The organism is Shewanella sp. SR43-8, assembly GCF_014163775.1.
GTDB classification, from domain to species: domain Bacteria; phylum Pseudomonadota; class Gammaproteobacteria; order Enterobacterales; family Shewanellaceae; genus Shewanella; species Shewanella vesiculosa.
Genome location: NZ_JACJDX010000014.1, coordinates 71,454 through 93,213, shown reverse-complemented (window position 1 = coordinate 93,213; position 21,760 = coordinate 71,454). Strand labels below are relative to the sequence as shown.

Genomic DNA, 21,760 nt, shown 5'->3' with positions numbered 1-21,760 from the left:
TTAAATTTAAAGGAACATCAAAAAATGGCAGCAAAAGAAGTCTTATTTGGTAACGACGCACGCGTAAAAATGCTTGCAGGCGTTAACATCCTAGCCAACGCAGTTAAAGTAACCTTAGGCCCTAAAGGTCGTAACGTTGTTTTAGATAAAAGCTTTGGTTCGCCAATGATCACTAAAGATGGTGTGTCAGTGGCTAAAGAAATCGAACTAACAGACAAGTTCGAAAACATGGGCGCACAAATGGTCAAAGAAGTTGCTTCTAAAGCCAATGATGCTGCCGGTGACGGTACCACTACTGCAACAGTATTAGCACAAGCTATTGTTGTTGAAGGTCTAAAAGCAGTTGCAGCGGGTATGAACCCAATGGACCTTAAGCGCGGTATCGACAAAGCGGTTATCGCAGCCGTTGCTGAACTTAAACTACTTTCTCAAGAGTGTTCAGACACTAAAGCCATTGCTCAAGTAGGTACTATCTCTGCTAACTCTGATGAGTCAATCGGCGACATCATTGCCACCGCAATGGAAAAAGTCGGTAAAGAAGGCGTTATCACAGTTGAAGAAGGCCAAGCGCTTGAAAACGAATTAGACGTTGTTGAAGGTATGCAGTTTGACCGTGGTTACCTATCACCATACTTCATCAACAAGCCAGAAACTGGCAGCATTGAATTAGATAGCCCATTCATTTTATTAGTAGACAAAAAAGTCTCTAACATCCGTGAATTGCTACCAATCCTTGAAGGTCTAGCGAAAACAGGTAAGCCATTGCTTATCGTTGCAGAAGACGTTGAAGGCGAAGCATTAGCAACTTTAGTTGTGAACAACATGCGTGGCATCGTTAAAGTAGCTGCTGTTAAAGCACCTGGTTTTGGCGACCGTCGTAAAGCAATGCTACAAGACGTTGCAATCTTAACTGGCGGTACTGTTATCGCTGAAGAAATCGGTCTAGAACTTGAAAAAGCGACTCTAGAAGATTTAGGTACAGCTAAGCGCGTCATCATCACTAAAGATAACACTACTATCATCGACGGTAGTGGCGACCAAGTGCAAATTTCTGCACGTGTTTCGCAAATCAAACAACAAGTTGAAGAGTCAACTTCAGACTACGACAAAGAAAAGCTTCAAGAGCGTATGGCTAAGTTAGCTGGCGGTGTTGCAGTCATCAAAGTTGGCGCAGCAACCGAAGTTGAAATGAAAGAGAAAAAAGCGCGCGTAGAAGATGCATTACATGCAACTCGCGCAGCGGTTGAAGAAGGTGTGGTCGCCGGTGGTGGTGTTGCCCTTGTTCGCGTAGCAAGCAAGATTAAAGATGTTGAAGTATTGAACGAAGACCAAAAACACGGTGTAGTGATTGCACTACGTGCTATGGAAGCGCCTTTACGTCAAATCGCAACTAACGCTGGTCAAGAAGCATCAGTTGTTGCTAACACTGTTAAAAACGGTGAAGGTAACTTCGGTTACAACGCTGGTAACGACACCTACGGTGACATGTTAGAAATGGGTATCCTAGACCCAACTAAAGTGACTCGTAGCGCGCTACAGTTCGCCGCGTCTATTGCTGGTCTTATGATCACAACAGAAGCGATGATTGCTGAAGTACCACAAGATTCTGCGCCAGATATGGGCGGAATGGGTGGTATGGGCGGAATGGGCGGCATGATGTAATCTAACTGGTTAAAATCAGTTATAGCGGCGTTACTTTGCCACTCACGTAGAAAAACACTACGCTTCGTGACAAAAAGCCTTGCTCTAAGCTGATTTTTCCTGCGTTAGATCAAATGTTGTTTCAAGCCTAAAAGCTTAAAACCAAATTTCTTGTAAAAGAAAAGAGAAAGCCTCGATACCTAACAGTATCGGGGCTTTTTGTTATTCTGGGGAAGGGCGTTTATCTCATGGATAAAGACTGGGCTATATAGAAGAGTAGGCTAGACTAGGCTATAATATAGTCGTTATCGAGGAGGGTATATGGCAAATTCAGCAACCAATAAAGCACCGAAGAATACTCAAACTTTCACTCCGAAAATGAGCAATTTTGAAATGAGCTCTCGTTATGAAGGCTTATCTATGAAGAAAGAAAATGCCGGAAAATCGATCGATGATTTGAAACTAAAATATGCGCGATAAATACGGGGTAAGTCACGACAGTTACTGTTATCCCGCTTCTGAAGTACTGCAAAATAAGCTTAATATTCAAGATTATGGCAACCTCGCAGAAGCCGAACTGGCTTTTACTGCGATTCGATACAGCGAATACTCATCAACAATTACCTCGATACAAGACTTTAACTTAAAGCATCTCCAAAGCCTGCACAGGCAATTATTTCAAGATATCTATCATTGGGCTGGTGAAATAAGAACTGTTGATATTTCTAAGGGAAATACACGGTTTTGTACTTGCTCAAGAATTGAAGCTGAAGCGAATAAGCAATTTTCTCGAATCGTATTATTGGAACGATGCGATTCAAAAGGTGAGTTAGTTACAGAGATTACCGATATTTTTTGTGAATTGAACATTATTCACCCTTTTAGGGAGGGTAATGGTCGAACACAACGTTTTTTCTTTGAAGAACTCTTTTTCAATTTTGGTTTGAATGTTAATTGGCCTGATATTTCGAAAGATGAATGGGTAAATGCAAACATTCAAGGGTATTTAGGCGACCTGAGATCATTAAATCAAATATTAAGTAATGCCACTTCATCAATTTAAGCATCCTCTTATGCCTCATTGGGGGGTATAACTTGATGAATACCGGATTACCTAGATTTCAAACAATTATTAAAGGGCAAATTATGGAGCAGTTTAGGAGTGAGTTTATTAAGGCTAGAGAGATATTTTACGAGATTAAGCATCTTAAGCTCACGTATGAACAGCTCTATAGTGATGCAGAAAATCGACAGATTATTTCAGAGGCTTCACTCGAGTTTTTTAGATTAGTACATTGGTCATTCCGTGACTCAATGATACTGCAATTGTGTAAGCTGACGGATCCCAAGGAGCAAGGGCGCGGGAATAATAGCCATTTAAATCTGACTTTGGAATATTTATTAAAATCTGACGTGGTTGAAAAAAGTGATAAATATCAAGAAATAAGAGGTTTATATGAAAATGGAATTACCCATTTACGTAAACCTCTAAAAGAGTTTAGACATAAATTAGGTGCTCATGCAGATTATCCAACGATGATGAGTTCGAGTATTGTCGATCCTGTAGAAGGTGAGATTTTTGCTTTATTTGATGCAGTTGAAAAGTTTTTTATCTTGATGAATTCCAGTGTTTTTGGTTGTAGCTCACTTAAAAGCAGTTCATCGTCTAATAGTTATAGGAAAGGTGCTTCTGATTTATTGAAGATTTTAAAAAACAATGAAAGTAAGCACATATAAAGGTGCCAAAGGAAAAGATAATCGTTATTTCCCCTTGCCATTTAACGTTTTGTTCCTTTTCTTGTCTCTTATCCAAATGACAGAACCATTGGTTTTCTTCATTTCAAAAAGATCTATCGATGTGAATAAGTCACTTAATTTTTTGAAGCCATAATTACGCTGATCAAACGAGGCATGGTTAGAAATATGAGTACCGATAGGTCCCAACATTGCCCATCCGTCATCATCCTCTACAGCCTCAATAGCTTGCCTTAATAAACTGATGAGTTTTGTATTTTTGTTTAAGCTTTTAGTGGCTGTTGGTAATGGAGCCTCTGTGCCTTTGTCGTCATCTAGAAATAAAAAGCGAGAACAGCTATTAACAAATGGCATCGGAGCTTTGCGTTCACCAAATCCTATGATGGTTTTACCATCGGCGAGAGCTCTCGTGACTAAGGGGGTAAAATCGCAATCTGATGAGACTAAACAAATAATATCAACATTTTTTGTATATAAAACATCCATCACATCGATAACAAGTGCCATATCTGTGGCATTTTTGCCTTTAGTTAAATCGAATTGCTGTATGGGCTGAATCGCATACTCATGTAATACATCTTCCCAAGCTTTTAGATTAGCGTTTTTCCAATTGCCGTATGCTTTACGTATGTTTACCACACCATAGCGAGCAAGCTCCGCTAGTACTTTATCAATTTTCTTAGCTGGTGCATTATCAGCATCAATAAATACTGCGATTTTATCTTTATCTTTCATATTGACGTCCTAGTCAGATCATTACAGTTTATGCCTATAAGTGCTTCTAATGATTAAATAATCTGCTTTTCAAATCCACAGTCCGCACAATTCAATGTGTAGGTTTCTTTGCGCTTAGTGACTTTGGTGTTTTTACTCATGCATTGTGGGCAGGCTTGTTTCATTGGTGTGTTTTTACTGCACTGGTTGCAGTTGATGTAGTAGCCGAATTTGCCATACATCGGGGTGTATTGTGTTGATTCACCGCAATGTTTGCAGCTTATTATGGGGTGTTGCTCATGCGCGAATGCTGCTACTGGTGCAAGTCTTGCGACAGTAGATTGAGCTAGATGATGAGTGGGCGCTGATGCTGGTTTAGGCCCTTGCTCAAGCTCTGGTTTAAATTCTGGTGTATTTGGTATCGGTTGGATTTGCTTTTGTTGTGCTGGAGTAGCTTCAGTTTGCTGAGTATTTGAGTCGATATGTTGGCTAATAAGAAATTGGCTAATTGAATCGAGTTCTTGCTGACTAAAGTCTGGTCGAGTGTCGGTGACGCTTACCAAGCGGAGCAATTTGTGTTTAAGATTCATGATATTTTTGAGCTCATCGACCAAAAATTCAGTTTTATACAGTTTGTCCGAAATCTCTTTGGGCATGGTTTTTCGGTCGATCACAGCATTACTGGATACCGCACATAAATAATGCCAGCAGCGTCCATTGAAGCCTTGCTGCTTTATACCCAGTAACTTACCTAATATGTCATTCTTATGATGCTTGAGCATTTCTTGCAACAAGGCTTGTTGCAGCTCAACTTGCTTGATTGGCGAAGACATACCTGACCATTGGTTGTTATAACTGCGTGTCCATTCGCCTTGGTTGTTCACTTTAACGTGACCTTTAATGCTTTTTGATTCAATTAGCACAAAGCCATATGTATACACGATCAAGTGATCGATTTGAGCCGTTTCATCATTAAAGCTAAATTTGAAGTCGTTAATAACCAGTACTTCAGGATGATCTTTAAATGCACGGCGTAAGAAGAAAGCTACATCCTGTTCCTGTTTTTGACCCGCAATCGTTTGCGGCGTTTTGGTCATTTGTAGTGTTTTAGTTTTAAGAATCATTTACCAACAGCATCCATTCATAACTTGATAATAATCAAGCTCATAATATCTATGATGCTGATAAAAAAGCCAGTGTTAATTTTAAACGTATGGCGTAATCGATTCGATAGTGTAACAACCTACACTTATAACTCGTTTGGCGACTTAGATAATTAAAAAGTGTACTTAACTATACTTTTGTTGATCTTGACAGAGGAGATTACAGTAAAGTGTAGGTTGTTACACTTTTCTGTTGAAATATCAAGCATTCAGAGCTAAAGTGTAGCAAAGTATACTTTGGACTAACGTTATGACACCTGCACTCAATCAACAATCCTTGGGTTTACTCATTAAAGAAACCAGAAACAATGCGGCACTGACTCAAGATGTGGCGGCGATGCTGTGTGGCGTGACCAAAAAGACGTTAATTCGTGTCGAGAAAGGCGAAGATGTTTATATCTCGACAGTGTTCAAAATTCTTAATGGCTTGGGGATTAGCATTTTGGCGGCACAACATAGTGATGCATACTCTAATGGCTGGTACTAATGATGAGTACAGCTGAAAAACTGACTTTGGATATGCATCTTGGCGATCAGATAATTGGTGAGCTGTCATTTGATCCCGCGACCGAGACATTCACTGTTCAATACACCCATGATTGGCAACAAAGGGGTTTTCCCATTTCGCCGATGGTCCCCTTAGATGGAACCGCTAACAGCCATCAAATTGCGATGTTTTTAGTAAACCTATTACCCGAAAATAAAGGCTTAGAATATTTAATTGAATCGCTAGGGGTATCTCGTGGTAATACGTTTGCCCTTATCCGTGGTATCGGCCTTGATACCGCGGGTGCCATCGCTTTTTCGCCAAAAGGAACATTGATACCGGCAACAGCCTTAAGGGAGATAAGTGCTGATGAAGTGATTAAGCGAATTGAAGATCCGCAGCTATGGCCAATGGAAGTGTGGGATGGAAAACCAAGGCTGTCAGTCGCTGGGGTGCAGTCCAAACTAAACCTGTTTTATAATGGCAATACTTTTGGCTTTGGTGACGGTTCGCTGACATCCACACATATTTTGAAGTTTGCACCATACCGTCATTTAGTGATTAACGAGTTTCTTACCATGCGCTTGGCTAAGGCTATTGGTAACGATGTTGCTCATGTCGATATTGTCGAGTTTGGTCAACACAAATCCCTTTGTGTCGAACGCTTTGATCGTCGTTACATGCCTGAGTCTCAAAAAGTCTTGAGACGGCACATGGTTGATAGCTGCCAAGCGTTGGGTTTCAGTGTTAACAAAAAATATGAACGCAACTTTGGCACAGGTCGTGATGTGAAAGGTATTCGAGAGGGTGTAAGCTTTGCTCGTTTGTTTAGCCTCGCCAGTGAGTGCACTAATCCTGCAGCTGCTAAACAAAATATGCTGCAGTGGGCTTTATTTAATTTACTGAGCGGTAATGCTGATGCCCATGGCAAAAACTACTCATTTTTCATGACTCCCACAGGTATGGTACCGACCCCGTGGTATGACTTAGTCAATGTGGCAATGTATAAAGATTTCGAGCAAGAAATGGCAATGGCTATCGATGATGAATTCGACCCTAATAAAATTTATGCTTATCAACTGGCCTCGTTCGCCGAGGAACTGAATTTACCACGAGCCTTATTAGTCAGTAATTTAACAAAGATGGCAACTAAAATAGAGCAAGTGATAGATGATGTGATTGCGATGCTGCCAACGCTTGATGAAGATGAGCATGCTTTTGTGGCAGATTATCGCCAGCAACTCATGACAAGGTGCCAACGCTATCTTGATATGACGGCTGAAGTAAAGGCTGTTGAGTTGTAATAATAAAGTGAATGTAATTTAGTTGAGTCAGATTTAGTGGTACCTCTGCTAATTTAATATTATGCCTTTGAGAGGTGATCAATAAAATGATTGCTCTATTCAGCTTTGGATATCTACAATCGCTCAAAGATTCCCTGACGAATAATGAATCTATTCTAAAACTATCATAAGTAATTGTTTTTAATTTTAAAGCTATCATTTCTGATGATTTAACCTGTTTACTATTTCAAGTATATTCTTTCTACAGATTTTCTAGATTTACTAGATTTTCTAGATTTTCTAGATTTTGTTTAGATGCACTAATAAGTTACAAATTTTATAAGTCAGTGCTAATTAAAACGTTTAGACATTTACAAGGAGTAACAATGGCTAAGTTAATAATCACTCAATCTGTAGGGGTGGGCGGTGTAAATACACCAAATGATGTGAAAGCCGTGCAGGGAGCACTAAATAATTTATTAGGACTTATACCACCCACAAGAAAACTGGTTGAGGACGGTAGATTGGGTTCTCGTCCAGAGCATTCAAAAACAGTCGCAGCGATTAAGATATTTCAAAGTAAATCTGTTGGCATGGTTCGTCCTGACGGAAAAATCGATGCAAACGGCCGCTCTCATCGTAAGTTTAACGAAAAATTAAGTGCACATTTGGCGACTGCAGTGCTACCTATTTCAGGCTCACTCAAAGTGATTTTGAAGAAAAATCTAGAGAAATATGAGGGGCGTGTACCGCATATGTATTTAGATACTGTTGGTAAAGTCACTGTAGGTGTTGGGCATATGATGACAGATGTTCAGGCTGCTCAAAAGGTACCTTTTGTTGTTAGTAGTACGCGTGTGCCCGCAACCGCTCAGCAGATTGAAGATGAGTTTAACCTCATAAAAGCACAATGGGTTAGAGTTCAGGGCGCACAGAAACTACCTAATGCTGCTTATTACAAAAAATTTACTAAGTTGGAACTTCTTAATACAGATATTGATGTAATTAGGGACTCTCATATTGTAAATTTTGAAAAAGAGTTAAAAGGTCTCTATGGATACTCTACGTTCTCGGCTTACCCTGACGATGTTAAGCTAGCATTATTTGATATGATTTTTAATCTTGGATTGACAAGGTTGAGTAATAAATTTGTTAATTTTAATACACATATCAAGGCTGGTGATTTCAAAAAAGCGGCATTGGAATCTAATCGACATCAGCTTAGTACAGATCGTAATTTTTATGTGCGTAATTTATTGAGTAATGCAAAATGATAATAAAAGTAATGTTAGTAGTAGGATCTGTAGTTGTATTTGGGATTGGGTGTGTGAGTGCAACTGGAAATATAGCACCATTATTACCATTAAATGCAGGTGAGTTTTTCCTCGAACAAACAAGGGAAATACACAATGCTGATGACTTCAAACTTTTACACAAAGACATATGGGGTTATGAAACAGAGCTGAAACATAATCACCATAAGAAGTTAACGGTTAATACCTGCGCAGATTTAGTTGCGAGTATAGATTTAGGGTATGAAGCTTCGCAGTCTGCGGATTATGGGGCCGTTATAATAGATTATAAAATATGTAAGTCATGGCAAGAATTATCCCTGTTTAAACCATCACATCAAAGCTACCTTGGTGTTGTTAATTTGGACAAAAACTTTGCCAAACGTGTTCCGCCGCAATTAGCTTTAATTATCTCGAAGGATGATGAGCGTCGTCTGGTTGTAGCCACAAATTGGGATGAAATGAGTCATATCGTGAAGGTGGAAGCCATCGATGAAACTAGCGCAATTTTTGTTGATAATTCTGGAGGATCGCAAAGGCTTAATATAAGAGCTAAAGGTGACTATAATGGTGACGGTATTGAGGATATGCTTTTGAGCACCAGTAATACCGTCGAAGGTGGGAGCTACCATTCAGTAGATTACTTCATTCTTACGCGTCTATCTTCAGAAGCACCTTTTACCTTGTTAAAGCAGTGGTAGTAAAACCAGCCCCCATTTTATAGGGGCTTATTTTAAATTCTGTAATTACTTGCGGGTAATCTTATCCAGATATCCCATGGCGAAGGCCGATAACACAAAGGTGATGTGGATGAGTAGATACCACATGATCTTGTCGTTTTCGATGTTTTCGGCATTCATGAATACTTTGAGTAGGTGAATCGATGAAATCGCCACAATAGAGGCGGCCACTTTGTTTTTAAGTGAACCTGAATCCATCTTGCCTAGCCAGCTGAGCTTTTCACTGTTTTCGCCCACATCAAGCTGTGATACGAAGTTTTCATAACCTGAAAACATCACCATAATGAGCAGGCCTCCGACTAAGGTGATGTCGATGAGTGACAGGGTGATCAACACCAAGTCAACTTCTGCGATGGTGAAAATAATGGGTATGATGTGAAAGATCTCTTGAAAGAACTTTATGCCTAAGGCGAGTAAGACTAAGCTTAATCCTAAATAAATAGGCGCCATGATCCAGCGCGATGCATACATCAATCTTTCAAACACTTTTTCCATAAAAAATTTAACCCTTCAGATAAAATACGCTAGAAATCAATCGAACCACTCATGGTAAAACAATAACATGATGAACTTTAGCTGTGCTTGCATAGTGTGGCAAGCATGTTGAGGTGTCATCTATACACTTTGCGCGATGCATAGTGTATTTCATAATGTCTGTAGACGTTAGGTTTTTGTGGGGGTGAGCCTAGGGGGACGTCACTTTTTGGCCGCAAACCGTATCAGTGCTTGATATGGGCAATGTGAGTTATTCGATGTCGATAACGGTTTTTTGTATTTATACACCCCTGTTGATTTAGCTAAAGCGAATAAAATCAATTGATTAATCAGTATAGTTGCCGTTAACTAAATCCGTCTTTTCCCCTGTTTTCTAAAGGTTTTAGCATCAAAGTCGATATAAATATTAGCCTGCTATGCAAGGAGCAACCATTGAATATTTTAGGCGTAAAATCAACGACTTCGGTGACAGAGAACCTGCAAAAAGTGTCAGTTAGATTACGGTCTACTATTGCACCACAGGGGACATTGAACACTCAAGTTGAAGCGACAGATAAGGTGTCTATTTCAAATGAGGCGCAAAAAAAGCTGTCTTCTGAATTAAGTTCTACAATGCGTAATAATGCTCGTGGTGCAACATCACCGCAGGCAAAGCAAGTCGATACGCGCACTGAAATAGAAAAGAAAATTGATCAGTTAAAAGAAGATATTAAAGAGTTACAAGCGCAACGTCGAGAGTTGATTGGTGACAATTCAGAAGAAGCTGAATTGCAGCGAAAAGTGTTAGATCATCAAATTACTATGCTTAATACACAGCTCATTTCCTTACTTAAAATACAAAAGGAAACGCAGAAATAATTTACTGGTGTTAGAGCCTGACGTATTTGACAGAGTGTAATCGGCAAGCGTAAACGGTATTGCGCCATCCTCATTTATTCTGTTTTACTCCTAAATATTTAATTGCTCCATTTAATGTTTTCTCATTAATGACCTGTAATTCGGCTCGGATATTTTGCTTATGCTCTCCGTTCAAGTGCAGCCGGTTACATATTGTTTACATAAGGTGTTGCGTTTATCATCGGTATTCGCTGACGTATTTATGGAATAACATAATGGAATATCGCAAAATGCTGCTGGTCGCCAGCACCTCTCTTCTGTTAGCTGCCTGCAGCCACCACACGTTCAAAATACCTGAAGCTCAAACTCAACATCATCAAGCTAATCCTTCGGACCAAATAGTCTGGGCTATTAATAGTGGCGGCGATGCCTATCTTTCTTCAGACGGGATTCAATATCAGGCTGACGCTATAAAAATGGCCAGTGGCGATGCGAGTAATGTTGTTATCGCCAAGGGGACGATACTTGGCACTCAAGATCCAAACTTGTATTTGTCTTCTCGCCAGGGTGAAACTATTGCTTACCAGCAGCCACTAGCGAATGGTACTTATAGTGTGACGTTACGCTTTGCCGAAGACCAATGGACTCAGGAAGGCAAAAGACAGTTCTCGGTATGGATTGAGGGCCAGCAGCGTATTCCTGTTATTGATGTCGTTAACGATCGCGACGGCCGTAATATGACCTCCTATGACATCAGTGTGCCAAATGTTGAGCTTGCAGATGGTCAATTGAATATTGATTTCAAAGCCGCAACCGGCAACGCCAGCATTAGTGCCATTGTGGTTCGTAAACCTTATCAAGTAGATAAAGGCTGGCAACTGCTTTGGCAAGATGAGTTTAATCAGGATGGCCGAGTCGATGAGACTAAGTGGAACTATGAGCTGTGGGCACCCAAACGCGTTAATGAAGAACTGCAACGCTATACTGATCGCAGCGAAAACGTGCGTCAACAAGGCGGAAATTTGATCATTGAAGCGCGACGTGATTTCTTTCAAGGTGATGAATACTCGTCGGCGCGCATTACTTCAGCCGGTAAAGGCGATTTACTTTATGGGCGAGTGGAAGTGAGGGCTAAACTGCCTGACGGCTTAGGCACTTGGCCAGCGATTTGGATGATGCCAAGTGATTTTGATGCTTATGCCGAACCCTGTGAAGATCCTACCGATGAGCAAAAACTGTGTAATAGCTGGCCCAATTCTGGCGAGATAGACATTTTGGAGCACGTTGGTTTTGACGAGGGGCGAATACATTCTACTATGCACAATAAAGCCTTTTTCTGGAAAAACTTTAAGCAACGCAAAGGCGCGCTTTATGAGCCGGATGTTACCCATAACTTTCATCTGTATGCGATGGAATGGAGCCCAGAGCGCATAGATGTGTTTATCGATGACACTCTATATTTTTCGTATATCAATGATCACCAAGGCTGGCAATCATGGCCGTTTGATAAACCGTTTCATATCATTCTTAATATTGCCGTAGGCGGTGGATGGGGTGGTATTAAAGGGGTGGCCGACGATATCTGGCCGAAAAAAATGTTAATTGATTACGTACGTTTGTATCAAAAAAGTCACCAACCTGAACTCTAACCGATTGATATTTTGAGTGCTCTTTAGCAAAACCTCAACAGATAAAGTGGCATTAATTCAATGCAATTAGATAGGCACATCGAAAAAGTGTTAGATAAAGACTAGCGATAAAATTGAGCGAAGTGATTAATAGGCACATCGAATAATAGATACCTTCATCTTTAAGAAGAGATCCGTCAATGTAAACGTTATAGCCATTTAAATAATCTGCTGATTATTGCAGCCATTTTTAATCTAGGCCTCAGGTTGGTTGATTACACTTGTTACTTAGTGATGTATTTTAACTTTAAAAGAAGGACTTATCGTTATGGATAAACATAATTTACACGCAGCTCGTAAAATACCTTGGGTTGCGATAAGTGTCATTGCATCCATAGCTTTGCTGCTTGGACTCTTGCTCATGCTGATGCCCAAGGGTTTTAAAGGTACTCACGAGCAAATCGGTACGGGTAAGCCTGCGGTAGTCTTTGTTTATAATCCTAATCTTGTGTCGAGTACCACCCAGACTGAACAGATGAATGAAGCTCGCTCTCATCTTGGTGATAACGTGTTTTTTCTGCTTGCCAGAGAGGCGACTCCTGAGGGAGAGGCGTTCATCGCTAAATACCGAGCGAGACCTAATGAGCTATTACTCTTTGATCCAGCAGGAGTCCTAATTAAAAGACAAGCTGCGGTGATAGGTGCGAATGAGCTCATGCTGTGGGTACGTTAGTCATTTAACGTCATTGTTATCAGTGATTAATTGAGCGGTTAAGTCAAACGCTAAAAAAGCCTCGCATAGAAGGAGGTCGGGGGGCTTTTAGCATTTGGGCTTATCTTGCTGAGCGACGATTTACTTTGTTGTTAGCCATTAGAGAATAGTCGTTAGTGATTTCTCATTCCTTATTTCTCAATCGTGCGATTTGATATATGATGCGCCACCTTAAATTTGCCTATGTCGCCGATCCCTTTATATGTCTACCAATGCCCTTTATACCGATTTGTCCGGTTATTACGATTTAATGTGCTGTGACATTAACTATCAGCAGCAAAGCAATAGCATAGTGCGCTTGCATGAGTTTTTGGGTAACAGCGGTAAACAGCATTTAGATTTAGCCTGTGGCACTGGGCCGCATGTAAGGCATTTTATCGATTTAGGGTTTCAAAGCAGTGGTCTGGATATCAATCAACCTATGCTCGATATTGCGATGCGTCGTTGTCCTGAAGCGCAGTTTAGTTTGCAAAATATGACTGAGTTTTATGTTGACCAAAAACTCGATTTGATCACCTGTTTTTTGTACTCCATTCATTACTCACCAGGTACCGAGGCGCTTAAAGCCTGCATTGCGAGTGTGTATAAAGCATTAAATACTGGTGGCCTGTTTTGTTTCAACACAGTTGATAAACATAAAATCAATAACAAGGCGTCAGTGCGCCACAGCGCCGAGTTTGCGGGCAGCCAGTTTGTGTTTGAATCTTGCTGGCATTATCTGGGGGAGGGTGAAATGCAGTCGCTTAATGTCAGTATTGCCAAAACTGATGCTGATAAGACTCAGCAATGGCAAGATTCCCATGCGATGGTCGCCACCAGTTTTACTGAACTCGAAGCCTTGTTAAGCCCGTACTTCGATGTGCAAATATTTGAACACGATTACGACAAAATCATCCCGTGGGATTTAGCTTCAGGCAACGCCTTGTTTGTGTGTACGAAGCGTGAGATTGTGTAGCTAAGGTTTTTAGCGGTCATTCGCTATTGCTAGTGAGCCGGAATGCAGATTTTTATGCCATGATATTGCTATTTGATGGACGAGAACCCTGTGGTTTTCGCCCGGTCATTTTGAGCATAACCTTGAAGCTAAATAGATATTTTAGTGACAGATATACTGATAAATGTATTTATCATCAAGCTGCTTTTCAGACATAATAAAGGCGCAATCACTACTAGCAAGTGTTCGGATGTACGCTTCAAACTTATCTTTTTCATCCATGTCAGCAAAATGAAAAACACCTGTCGCAGATTTGCTCGTCATGGGTATTGAGTTGTTAAATCCATCTCGGCCCCCGTGAATCACAAACGAACTGGTGACAATATTAAGCGATACATTCAAGAAGCTATTCTGTGGCTGATTAAGTTCCTCAGTTGAATTGAGATCAATCGTTAAGAACACTCCCAAATCATTCATACTAGGGATTTGTATTGCCTTTAATATCATGGAACTTGCTGATTTTAATGCTGGAATATACTCTTTGAAATAAACATCATAAAGATCATTACGCAAATAACTTGTCCGCAGGAAGTCATAAATACTGCCATTGCCGTCAATATGACCAGCATAAACAAGGTGCTTTTCAGCATCAGCTGTAGTTGTTTTAGCGATTGAGGTGGACTGAATCCTAGCCAGTTGTAATTGATTTTTCCGTTCAGCTTTTTTGATGATACTGACTAATTCATCTGTATACGAATAAAGTGAATTCACTTCGCGTTGTTCAATCGTCGACATGTCGATGGGATGTACAATAGGTGTTGCATGGCGATTTTGCTCAACTCGATATTTTTGAGCGGCCTTATTTTTAATATCAACTACTATGATGTAAGGCAGCGTAAACTCTACAGCCCCTTTTAGGGCGGTTTGACCCATAGATAATTCTGAGCAATTGTTACAAACCAATGTCTTAACGCTTGCGAAAACATCTGTAGATAATCCACACGCGAGTAGCGCGATACAAAGCTTAAACAACATCCATTTCATCTACAAAATCCTTATTTATCTATAGTAAAACTATAATAAAGCAAACAACGAGAGCTGTCGGTCAGAGTTAATAAGTGGACAGATTAAGCTTTTTAACAATGATTTGGAATGGATAAAGAAGGGGATATTTTTTAAACTGGTTCAAGATAAGCAAATTGTTGTTTAGTTAACAAGATTTGTTTTATGTAAAATGCTTATTGAAGTGAGTTGCGGATTAAGTGCTGTAGTGTTTTATGGTTATAAGGCTGTTCGCTAGCAAACTTCACCAGTTTCAAGTACCTATTTATATTGGCTTAAGTGTATAAAAATAGGTATTTGAATATGGCCAGCCATCATCAGTAACAATGGCTGTTGATGAGGGATTACTGTGCGGTATCAGTAAATTCTGCTTGAACCTTGTCTAATTCTTGCTGGTTTTTAAGCTCAGTTTGTTGCTGTTTTTTAATGCTGACTTCTTCTACTAGTGCCGCTTGTCTTTGTTTAAGGCTGTGTTTCTCATCTTTGGTTAGAAACTTAAACGCTTTTTCATTGGCAAGTGCATACGCAACGACATCTTCGCCTTTTACTCTGCGTTCATCCACTCGTTTTGAAAAACGATCGTTATCTCGAGCTTTGCGCTCTTCGGCATTTAACTTACTCATTGGTGTATCCTCATTAGTTAATCACGGTAGGCTTCACTACGCTCAGTCAAATAAATGAGATGCACATTCATAAAGCTGATCGGCGCATTTTAGCATAAGTTGGCTTGTTAGCCTGTAATACATGGCGTCTGAGTAAACTTTATCATCTGTTGATGGCTTCTAGAGGCGGTTCAGCTATCTGTTACCTGTAACGTTCAATCATTAAAGCTGTTTAAAGCCATCGCGATATCATGAGTCGCTTGCTTAGCGCGCGCACTGAGTTTTGTGATTGAAATAAAGCCATGCATGCAATCGTCATAATGCTGGTGTTGTGTATTGATGCCTGCTGCTTTTAGGCGCTGAGCATATGCAATGCCGTCGTCTCTTAATGGATCGTAACCTAGGGTTAATATGTAGCTTTTTGGCGATTCGCTGATGTCTTTTGCCTGTAGTGGGCTCACTAATGGCAGGGTGACTTCGTCGAGATAATTCAAATAATGCAGCCTGAAATAATCCATCAGATCGCGGGTGAGTATTAACTGCTTATTGAAACGGCGATAAGACTCGGTCAAACCTTGCAAGTCGACCATTGGGTAGATCAAAAACTGAAATGCAGGAGTTACTTTTGCCTGTACTGGTAGTGACGTTTGCAATGAATTTAAGCCGATAATACAAGCCAGATATCCGCCTGCGCTATCACCACCCACACCGATATATTGTGGATTGATATTCAGTTGTTGATGATTGTCATTGATATAGTTCCACGCCTCGATGGCATCACAAATCGGGATTGGAAATTTATGTTCTGGGGCCAGTCGATAGCCAACAGATATGATGTTCATCTTGCCGTGTTTAGCCAGGTAGCGGCAAAAGTGATCGTGGGTGTTAATACTGCCAATAACGCCGCCGCCACCATGAAAGTACACTAAGGTTTTTTGAGACTTGTTGGCACTAGGATAGTAAATGCGTAGCTTGATGGTGTTATTGATGTGCAGGTTATCAGCTGTGTCTGTGGCATCGCCGCGATGATTCGTGCTCACTGGAATGACTAACTCGACAATCTTATCCATTTCAATTTTAGTCAGCCCAAGTACTCGGTCCATCGCTAGAAATACATACCTGAATAATGTTACTGGCAATTTGTATAACGGCGCTAATGATAACCACTTGGCGACCATTAATTGTTTAGCTTCAAGCTGGGATGCTTGCAGTGGTTTGCCTTGTAGCGGTTCGTTTAGTGATGATGTTGGTTGATTAAGGTTATCCATTTCTATGGCCTTTTTATTATTGTGAACTGATTAGAACCACATGTTTATCGACTTAACCACTTCATCACCAAGCGATTGATAAACGTAGGTGATACGTTACTTAATCGATGCAATAAGCCATAAAAAACACTGACCGTTCTATGGGTTTTAGGGTGTTTCACTTGTTTATCAATCACAGCGACTACGTGTTCAGCAGTAATGTTCACACCGAGTCGTTGCATGACTTTGGCGGTGTGTTTCTGTGCCTTAAGCATATTGGTTGCCACAAAAGGCGGCATGACATCACATACTCTTATGCCGTACTTTTGCCACTCAAGTTCCAGCGCCTCGGTAAGCGCTTTTACGGCAAACTTACTCGCCGAATAGCTGGCTAATTCTGGTACGCCATAATCGCTACTGGCTGATGACATATTGATAATAGTACTCGTGCCAGTATTTTTTAGATATGGCCATGCAGCATGACACAGATTCATGACCCCGATGACATTGACACTTAATGTACGCTGATGATGTTCTATAGAGATGTCTTCAAATGGACCAATTTCCAATATGCCGGCATTGTTAAGTAATACCGCCAAGCAATGATTATGTTCCGCACAAAATTTAGCCATAGCGTGTTGTACTTGTGAAACATCAGTGACATCCAGCTGAAACAAGCGTATTCGAGTTCTATCCCATATTTCGGTGGCTTGTGTTAATTGCGCTAAATTGATGTCGCCCATACCGACCCAATAGCCCTTTTTATGAAAGTGCCGAGCAGCGGCTAAGCCAATCCCTGAAGCCGCGCCGGTAATAAATATCGTGTTGTTATTCATGATAAAACCTGGTTATTTTTAGTGCGAGTGAATCTGTATCGGTGAATCAGTACAAGTGAAAAGGTGGCTTAGCCAACTAAAATGATCGGGTATTAAGGTGTTCCATCTGCGGCTGTTTCATTTCATCAACCCAGCGCTGCCAAGTGTAGGGCCATAAAATGGGGTCGCCATCGGCATCTAAATACCAGCTTTGGCATCCTCCAACCCAGCTAGTGCCCTTTAACCCTTCTTTTACGTAGGCATTAAAATCGTCAATGGCTTGTTGTTTGGCTTCAAACTCATCAAATTGATGCTCACGCCATTTATCGATCAATTTAATCACGTAGTCAGTTTGAACCTCGCTCATGGCGATAACCGAAAAGTTACCAATGGGGGTGTTGGGGCCGAGCATTAAAAAGAAGTTAGGGTAGTCGCTGAGTAACATTGACCGATATGCTTTAATTTTATGAGCCCACGCCTTATCAATGTGCAAATTATTGCGGCCAATTAGATTCATTGGGCGCATAAAATTAAATGCATTAAACCCTGTCGACAGCACCAATACATCGAGGTCATGGTGTGTACCGTCTTTAGTGATAATGCCTGTTGCAGTTATGCGTTCAATGGCCTCTGTTATTAACTCAGCATTGGGTTTTTGAATGGCTTTATAAAAAGTGGTGTTGATAATGACCCGTTTGCAGCCTACTTGATAATGAGGTCGCAGCTTTTCGCGTAAAGTTTGGTCTTTAATGCTTAATCTTAAGTTGGCTTTACACAAAAAATTTAACACATGTTTTTGGATAAAGTGTCCAGTTACCGCTTTGGTAAAAAAATGTTCTAGAAAAAACTTACCAGTATTGCGATGAATTTTTGTAATGATGGGAAAGCGAGCCATCAGTTTGCGGCAGGTTTTTGAAAAGGTAAAATCGGGTAAGTGCATTAACCATTGTGGTGTGCGCTGAAAAACCGAGACCTTAGCACCAGTATTAATCAATTCAGGAATGGCTTGTGCCGCGGTTGACCCAGTACCGATTACCCCAACCCGAGTTGAGGCTGATATATCGACGTCGTGGTTCCATTGGGCGGTATGAAATGTGGTGCCTTTAAAATCAGCTAAACCAGGAATGTCTGGAAATTGCGGGTGGTGCAAAATGCCTGTGGCACACACAATAAAATCAGCGATATAGGTTTGCTGTTGGCTGGTTTTTACTGTCCATTTGCCATTGGCATAGTGTGCATCGGTAACCGCTTCGTTAAAGTGTATGTCTCGTTTAACCTCATACTTATCTGCCACATGTTCAAAATATTGTTTAATCTCTGGTCCATGGGCGAAAAATCGGCTCCAATTTGGATTGGGTTCAAATGAATAGGTATACATGTGAGCGGGTACATCACAGGCCGCACCTGGATAGGTATTTTCGCGCCACGTTCCGCCCACAGAGCCTTTTTTCTCCAGCACTACAATGTCTGTAATACCAGCTTGACGCAGTTTGATGGCCATTAAAATGCCCGTCATACCTGCACCAATGATCACCACCGCAGGGTTTCGTTTAACTTGGGTCATGCGGACCTCAATGATTGTTATTTTTAATTATGACTTTGAATGGCTATTTCGCTATACGATCATTCAAAGATTGTTAACCAATGATGTTATCTGTCCAGCATAGGAAATTGGGCTTGATTGATCTAGCGTCTAAATAGACGTATATTTGTGATTTTAAGACATTACGGCCATCAATTATGACATTTCGCAGTATTACCAGTGTGCAGATTATCGTTGCCCATGGCATTGAGCTGGGTATTGATGAGAATGTTTTACTGCAAGGGTCGGGTTTAACCAGTGCTCAATTAGCTGACCATGAGCGGCTGATTGAAGATAAGCAAGAGTTACAGGTGTTAAATAACCTAATGCTTACTACTCAATGCCCAGTTAAAGTAGGAATGGAATTAGGCTGCCGTTATCACCTGACCAGTTATGGCATTATGGGGTATGCCCTGTTGGCCAGCAGTACTGCGAGAAAGGCGATTGAATTTGGCTTGCGGTATCTAGATTTAACCTATGTTTTTTCTCAGATAACATTAACTGAGCTTAACGACGATTTATCCTTAAGGTTCTCGTGCGACATTGCAGGTAAGTTAGGTGAGCTCGTATTAGTCAGAGACATGTTGGGTGCGGCGATGATCCAACGAGAAGTATTTGAACGTAACGGCTTACCGATAAAATTGCAGTTTATGTCGCCTCAGCCTGTAGGCTTGTGCCTAGAAGATATAAAGCAAAAACTCGGAGCTGAAATTCAATTTAATGCCAATTATAATGGCTTTTCTGGACTAGCCCCGCTATTGGATTTGCCCTTGGTAAAAGCCAATGAAGCCACCGCCAGATTATGTGAAGCGCAATGCAGCCAGTTACTGCAACAAAAACAAAACTGGAAACCTGTCGCCAAGTTGGTTAAAGATACCTTAGTGCACTTAGGCTTAACAGCATCAATGGAAGACATCGCCCAGCATTTAGCCCGTACAACTCGCACTTTACATCGTCAACTCAAACTAGAACAAACCAGTTGGCGCCAAGTACGTGATGATGTGCGTTTTGGCATCGCTGAGGAACTGCTGCTAAAGCCGATGCAACTTGATGAAATTGCTGAGCGACTTGGTTTTAGTGATGGGGCTAATTTTAGCCACAGCTTTAAGTGCTGCAAAAACATTACCCCAAGCCAGTATCGCAAGCAGGCAACAAAACAGCGATAGCCAGCTGTTCTTCATAGCTAAAGGCTAGCTAGAATCTCAAGCCTTAGACCTTAGGCTTTAGACCTCAAATCTAAAGACTCTTACCTAGAACTTAGAACCTAGAACCTAGAACAAGTGGCTGTTAGCCAGAACCTGCTTTCTATGACTGCATCACCTCATGTTTAATTACAGAACTGCCTTTCACATGGAACTCCATCGTTATTTCCGTCCATTTGTGTACCTGGGCAGTTACGGATATAAAAGGTTGCTTCTGCACATGAGCGCATTTGGCTGCAGTGGGTTTTACCAGCTTCGCATCTGAACTGTGGTTGTAGATTGATTGAGCTTGGTTTTGATACGGTTGGTGTCCACTGCATCTGCTCAACATCTTCATTGGTCAGCACTGGCGTAGCGGTCATTTTTTGATATTGTTTATAACCGAAAATACCAACCCCAAGCAGGATAATAAGCATGATTACGCGGCCAACTACTGGGCTTGAGCGGTAGTTGTCGTCATGATGAGATGGGCTTTTTTGATGATGTTGACTGGTGTGAGACGCTGGACGAATGCTGTTGGACACCACCGCGACGCCTTCTATACTGGCTTTTACGGCTTTGACTTTACCGTCGGGCTGGTTCTCACGATGAAATAGGATCTCATCGCCAACAATGGGCTTTCTGGCCATGTGTTTTAAGGTTGAAATGTGAATAAAGACATCTTGATTATCACCGGTTTCTGGCTTGATAAAACCAAAGCCTTTTTCGGTATTCCAACGAACTAGCGTGCCTCTTTCCATGGCAATTCTTTCCTTGATGGTCATTCAGTTAATAAAATTCATGCTTTAGAATCATGCTTTTAAATCAGTAACATAATACCTACAATCACAGTGTTTTAGCCAGTTATTTGATTGGACTTTGTGAGCGGTCGATAAAACATAGTCGATATGTTTACCTACTCAGGGAAAAATGAATTGATATCGACATTGGGCAATGTATCAACTTGCTACAACAAAAACGTGGTGTTATTTAAGATTAAGTTTAACGTGTATATAGACGGTATTATTTTTAATGAATTGACCAACGCAACAATAGAGGGTGCCACTGATGAATGATGAGCAATACCAGAAAGGACTTGAGGTACGTCGCAAGGTGATGGGGGATGCTTATGTCGATAAAGCGCTCAGCAATGTCACTGATTTTACCCAGCCACTGCAAGACTTAGTGACCGCAAATTGTTGGGGAGAAGTCTGGGTTCGTGATGCTATTTCTAAGCAAACTCGCAGTCTTATCACTATTGCCACACTGGCGGCTTTAAAAGCTCCAACTGAATTAAAAGGTCATGTTAGAGGGGCATTACGTAATGGGTGTTCCATTACTGAAATTCAGGAGGTATTACTGCATTCAACAGTCTATTGCGGCATGCCAGCGGGAATTGAAGCCTTTCGGGCTGCAAAAGAAGCGATAGAGGAATGGGTTATAGAAAATAGTTAGCACTGAGTTATCTATTAACTTTTTAGCCCAAATGATTGTGTGTAAAAGCACTAATCTTTTTTTAGATTGTTACGT

Annotated in this window: 23 protein-coding genes; 14 read left to right on the top strand and 9 right to left on the bottom strand. The window is 40.9% G+C overall.

Annotated features, from left to right (window positions below):
• Positions 1–24 precede the first annotated feature (24 nt).
• The 4 genes from groL to H5114_RS17430 all read left to right on the top strand — a co-directional run bounded on the left by groL (position 25) and on the right by H5114_RS17430 (position 3,378).
• The gene (gene groL, locus H5114_RS17445) at positions 25–1,662 is read left to right on the top strand and encodes a chaperonin GroEL (protein ID WP_124015244.1); all 1,638 of its coding nucleotides are present in this window, start codon (positions 25–27) and stop codon (positions 1,660–1,662) included.
• 300 nt (positions 1,663–1,962) lie between these two features.
• Positions 1,963–2,121: a hypothetical protein gene (locus H5114_RS17440; protein ID WP_182723623.1), complete on the top strand. Its 159-nt coding sequence runs from the start codon at positions 1,963–1,965 to the stop codon at positions 2,119–2,121.
• Positions 2,111–2,704, top strand: a complete 594-nt coding sequence (locus H5114_RS17435; protein ID WP_182723622.1) for a Fic family protein — start codon at positions 2,111–2,113, stop codon at positions 2,702–2,704. Before H5114_RS17440 ends, H5114_RS17435 begins: the two co-directional genes overlap by 11 nt.
• Positions 2,705–2,739: 35 nt before the next feature.
• Entirely contained in the window at positions 2,740–3,378 is a 639-nt protein-coding gene (locus H5114_RS17430; protein WP_182723621.1) for a hypothetical protein, read from the top strand.
• Positions 3,379–3,402: 24 nt separating this feature from the next.
• Here the strand turns inward: H5114_RS17430 and H5114_RS17425 are convergent, their stop codons facing one another.
• Together H5114_RS17425 and H5114_RS17420 are read right to left on the bottom strand one after the other, a co-directional pair.
• Positions 3,403–4,131 carry an NYN domain-containing protein gene (locus H5114_RS17425; protein WP_182723620.1) on the bottom strand — a complete coding sequence of 243 codons (729 nt, stop codon included), beginning with the start codon at positions 4,129–4,131 and terminating at the stop codon, positions 3,403–3,405.
• A gap of 53 nt (positions 4,132–4,184) precedes the next feature.
• Positions 4,185–5,234, bottom strand: a complete 1,050-nt coding sequence (locus H5114_RS17420; protein ID WP_182723619.1) for a nuclease-related domain-containing protein — start codon at positions 5,232–5,234, stop codon at positions 4,185–4,187.
• Between the two features lie 289 nt (positions 5,235–5,523).
• Between H5114_RS17420 and H5114_RS17415 the strand changes: the two genes are divergently transcribed.
• The 4 genes from H5114_RS17415 (at position 5,524) to H5114_RS17400 (ending at position 9,036) form a co-directional block, all read left to right on the top strand.
• Complete coding sequence (locus H5114_RS17415) at positions 5,524–5,760, top strand: helix-turn-helix domain-containing protein (protein ID WP_102037534.1); 237 nt, start codon at positions 5,524–5,526, stop codon at positions 5,758–5,760.
• A gap of 2 nt (positions 5,761–5,762) precedes the next feature.
• Positions 5,763–7,064 (top strand): HipA domain-containing protein, encoded by a 1,302-nt coding sequence (locus H5114_RS17410; RefSeq protein WP_182723640.1) that lies wholly within the window; start codon positions 5,763–5,765, stop codon positions 7,062–7,064.
• Positions 7,065–7,429: 365 nt separating this feature from the next.
• Complete coding sequence (locus H5114_RS17405; RefSeq protein WP_182723618.1) at positions 7,430–8,317, top strand: hypothetical protein; 888 nt, start codon at positions 7,430–7,432, stop codon at positions 8,315–8,317.
• A gap of 53 nt (positions 8,318–8,370) precedes the next feature.
• Entirely contained in the window at positions 8,371–9,036 is a 666-nt protein-coding gene (locus tag H5114_RS17400) for a hypothetical protein (RefSeq protein WP_182723617.1), read from the top strand.
• A 45-nt stretch (positions 9,037–9,081) separates the two neighbouring features.
• Here H5114_RS17400 and H5114_RS17395 read toward each other — a convergent pair whose 3' ends face one another.
• The gene (locus H5114_RS17395; protein WP_124015240.1) at positions 9,082–9,570 is read right to left on the bottom strand and encodes a TIGR00645 family protein; all 489 of its coding nucleotides are present in this window, start codon (positions 9,568–9,570) and stop codon (positions 9,082–9,084) included.
• 432 nt (positions 9,571–10,002) lie between these two features.
• Between H5114_RS17395 and H5114_RS17390 the strand changes: the two genes are divergently transcribed.
• The 4 genes from H5114_RS17390 to H5114_RS17375 all read left to right on the top strand — a co-directional run bounded on the left by H5114_RS17390 (position 10,003) and on the right by H5114_RS17375 (position 13,762).
• Complete coding sequence (locus H5114_RS17390) at positions 10,003–10,428, top strand: hypothetical protein (RefSeq protein WP_182723616.1); 426 nt, start codon at positions 10,003–10,005, stop codon at positions 10,426–10,428.
• A 254-nt stretch (positions 10,429–10,682) separates the two neighbouring features.
• Entirely contained in the window at positions 10,683–12,056 is a 1,374-nt protein-coding gene (locus tag H5114_RS17385; protein ID WP_182723615.1) for a malectin domain-containing carbohydrate-binding protein, read from the top strand.
• A 307-nt stretch (positions 12,057–12,363) separates the two neighbouring features.
• Positions 12,364–12,768 (top strand): hypothetical protein, encoded by a 405-nt coding sequence (locus H5114_RS17380; protein ID WP_182723614.1) that lies wholly within the window; start codon positions 12,364–12,366, stop codon positions 12,766–12,768.
• A gap of 241 nt (positions 12,769–13,009) precedes the next feature.
• A complete protein-coding gene (locus tag H5114_RS17375) occupies positions 13,010–13,762 on the top strand; it encodes a class I SAM-dependent methyltransferase (RefSeq protein ID WP_182723613.1) in 753 nt (250 codons plus the stop codon).
• 141 nt (positions 13,763–13,903) lie between these two features.
• On the opposite strand, the gene H5114_RS17370 is transcribed toward H5114_RS17375, so the two are convergent.
• The 5 genes from H5114_RS17370 to H5114_RS17350 all read right to left on the bottom strand — a co-directional run bounded on the left by H5114_RS17370 (position 13,904) and on the right by H5114_RS17350 (position 19,031).
• Positions 13,904–14,785: a hypothetical protein gene (locus tag H5114_RS17370; protein WP_182723612.1), complete on the bottom strand. Its 882-nt coding sequence runs from the start codon at positions 14,783–14,785 to the stop codon at positions 13,904–13,906.
• Between the two features lie 362 nt (positions 14,786–15,147).
• A complete protein-coding gene (locus H5114_RS17365; protein WP_124015235.1) occupies positions 15,148–15,426 on the bottom strand; it encodes a DNA polymerase III subunit epsilon in 279 nt (92 codons plus the stop codon).
• Between the two features lie 194 nt (positions 15,427–15,620).
• Entirely contained in the window at positions 15,621–16,673 is a 1,053-nt protein-coding gene (locus H5114_RS17360; RefSeq protein WP_182723611.1) for an alpha/beta hydrolase, read from the bottom strand.
• 44 nt (positions 16,674–16,717) lie between these two features.
• Positions 16,718–17,488: an SDR family oxidoreductase gene (locus H5114_RS17355; protein ID WP_182723610.1), complete on the bottom strand. Its 771-nt coding sequence runs from the start codon at positions 17,486–17,488 to the stop codon at positions 16,718–16,720.
• A 76-nt stretch (positions 17,489–17,564) separates the two neighbouring features.
• The gene (locus H5114_RS17350) at positions 17,565–19,031 is read right to left on the bottom strand and encodes an NAD(P)/FAD-dependent oxidoreductase (protein ID WP_182723609.1); all 1,467 of its coding nucleotides are present in this window, start codon (positions 19,029–19,031) and stop codon (positions 17,565–17,567) included.
• Positions 19,032–19,207: 176 nt separating this feature from the next.
• Here H5114_RS17350 and H5114_RS17345 point away from each other — a divergent pair, with 176 nt between their 5' ends.
• Positions 19,208–20,215, top strand: coding sequence for an AraC family transcriptional regulator (locus H5114_RS17345; RefSeq protein ID WP_182723608.1), 1,008 nt, complete (start codon positions 19,208–19,210; stop codon positions 20,213–20,215).
• A gap of 161 nt (positions 20,216–20,376) precedes the next feature.
• Here H5114_RS17345 and H5114_RS17340 read toward each other — a convergent pair whose 3' ends face one another.
• Positions 20,377–20,991 (bottom strand): excalibur calcium-binding domain-containing protein, encoded by a 615-nt coding sequence (locus H5114_RS17340; RefSeq protein ID WP_182723607.1) that lies wholly within the window; start codon positions 20,989–20,991, stop codon positions 20,377–20,379.
• Between the two features lie 307 nt (positions 20,992–21,298).
• On the opposite strand from H5114_RS17340, the gene H5114_RS17335 reads away from it, so the two are divergent.
• A complete protein-coding gene (locus H5114_RS17335) occupies positions 21,299–21,685 on the top strand; it encodes a carboxymuconolactone decarboxylase family protein (protein WP_182723606.1) in 387 nt (128 codons plus the stop codon).
• The last annotated feature ends 75 nt before the right edge of the window (positions 21,686–21,760 follow it).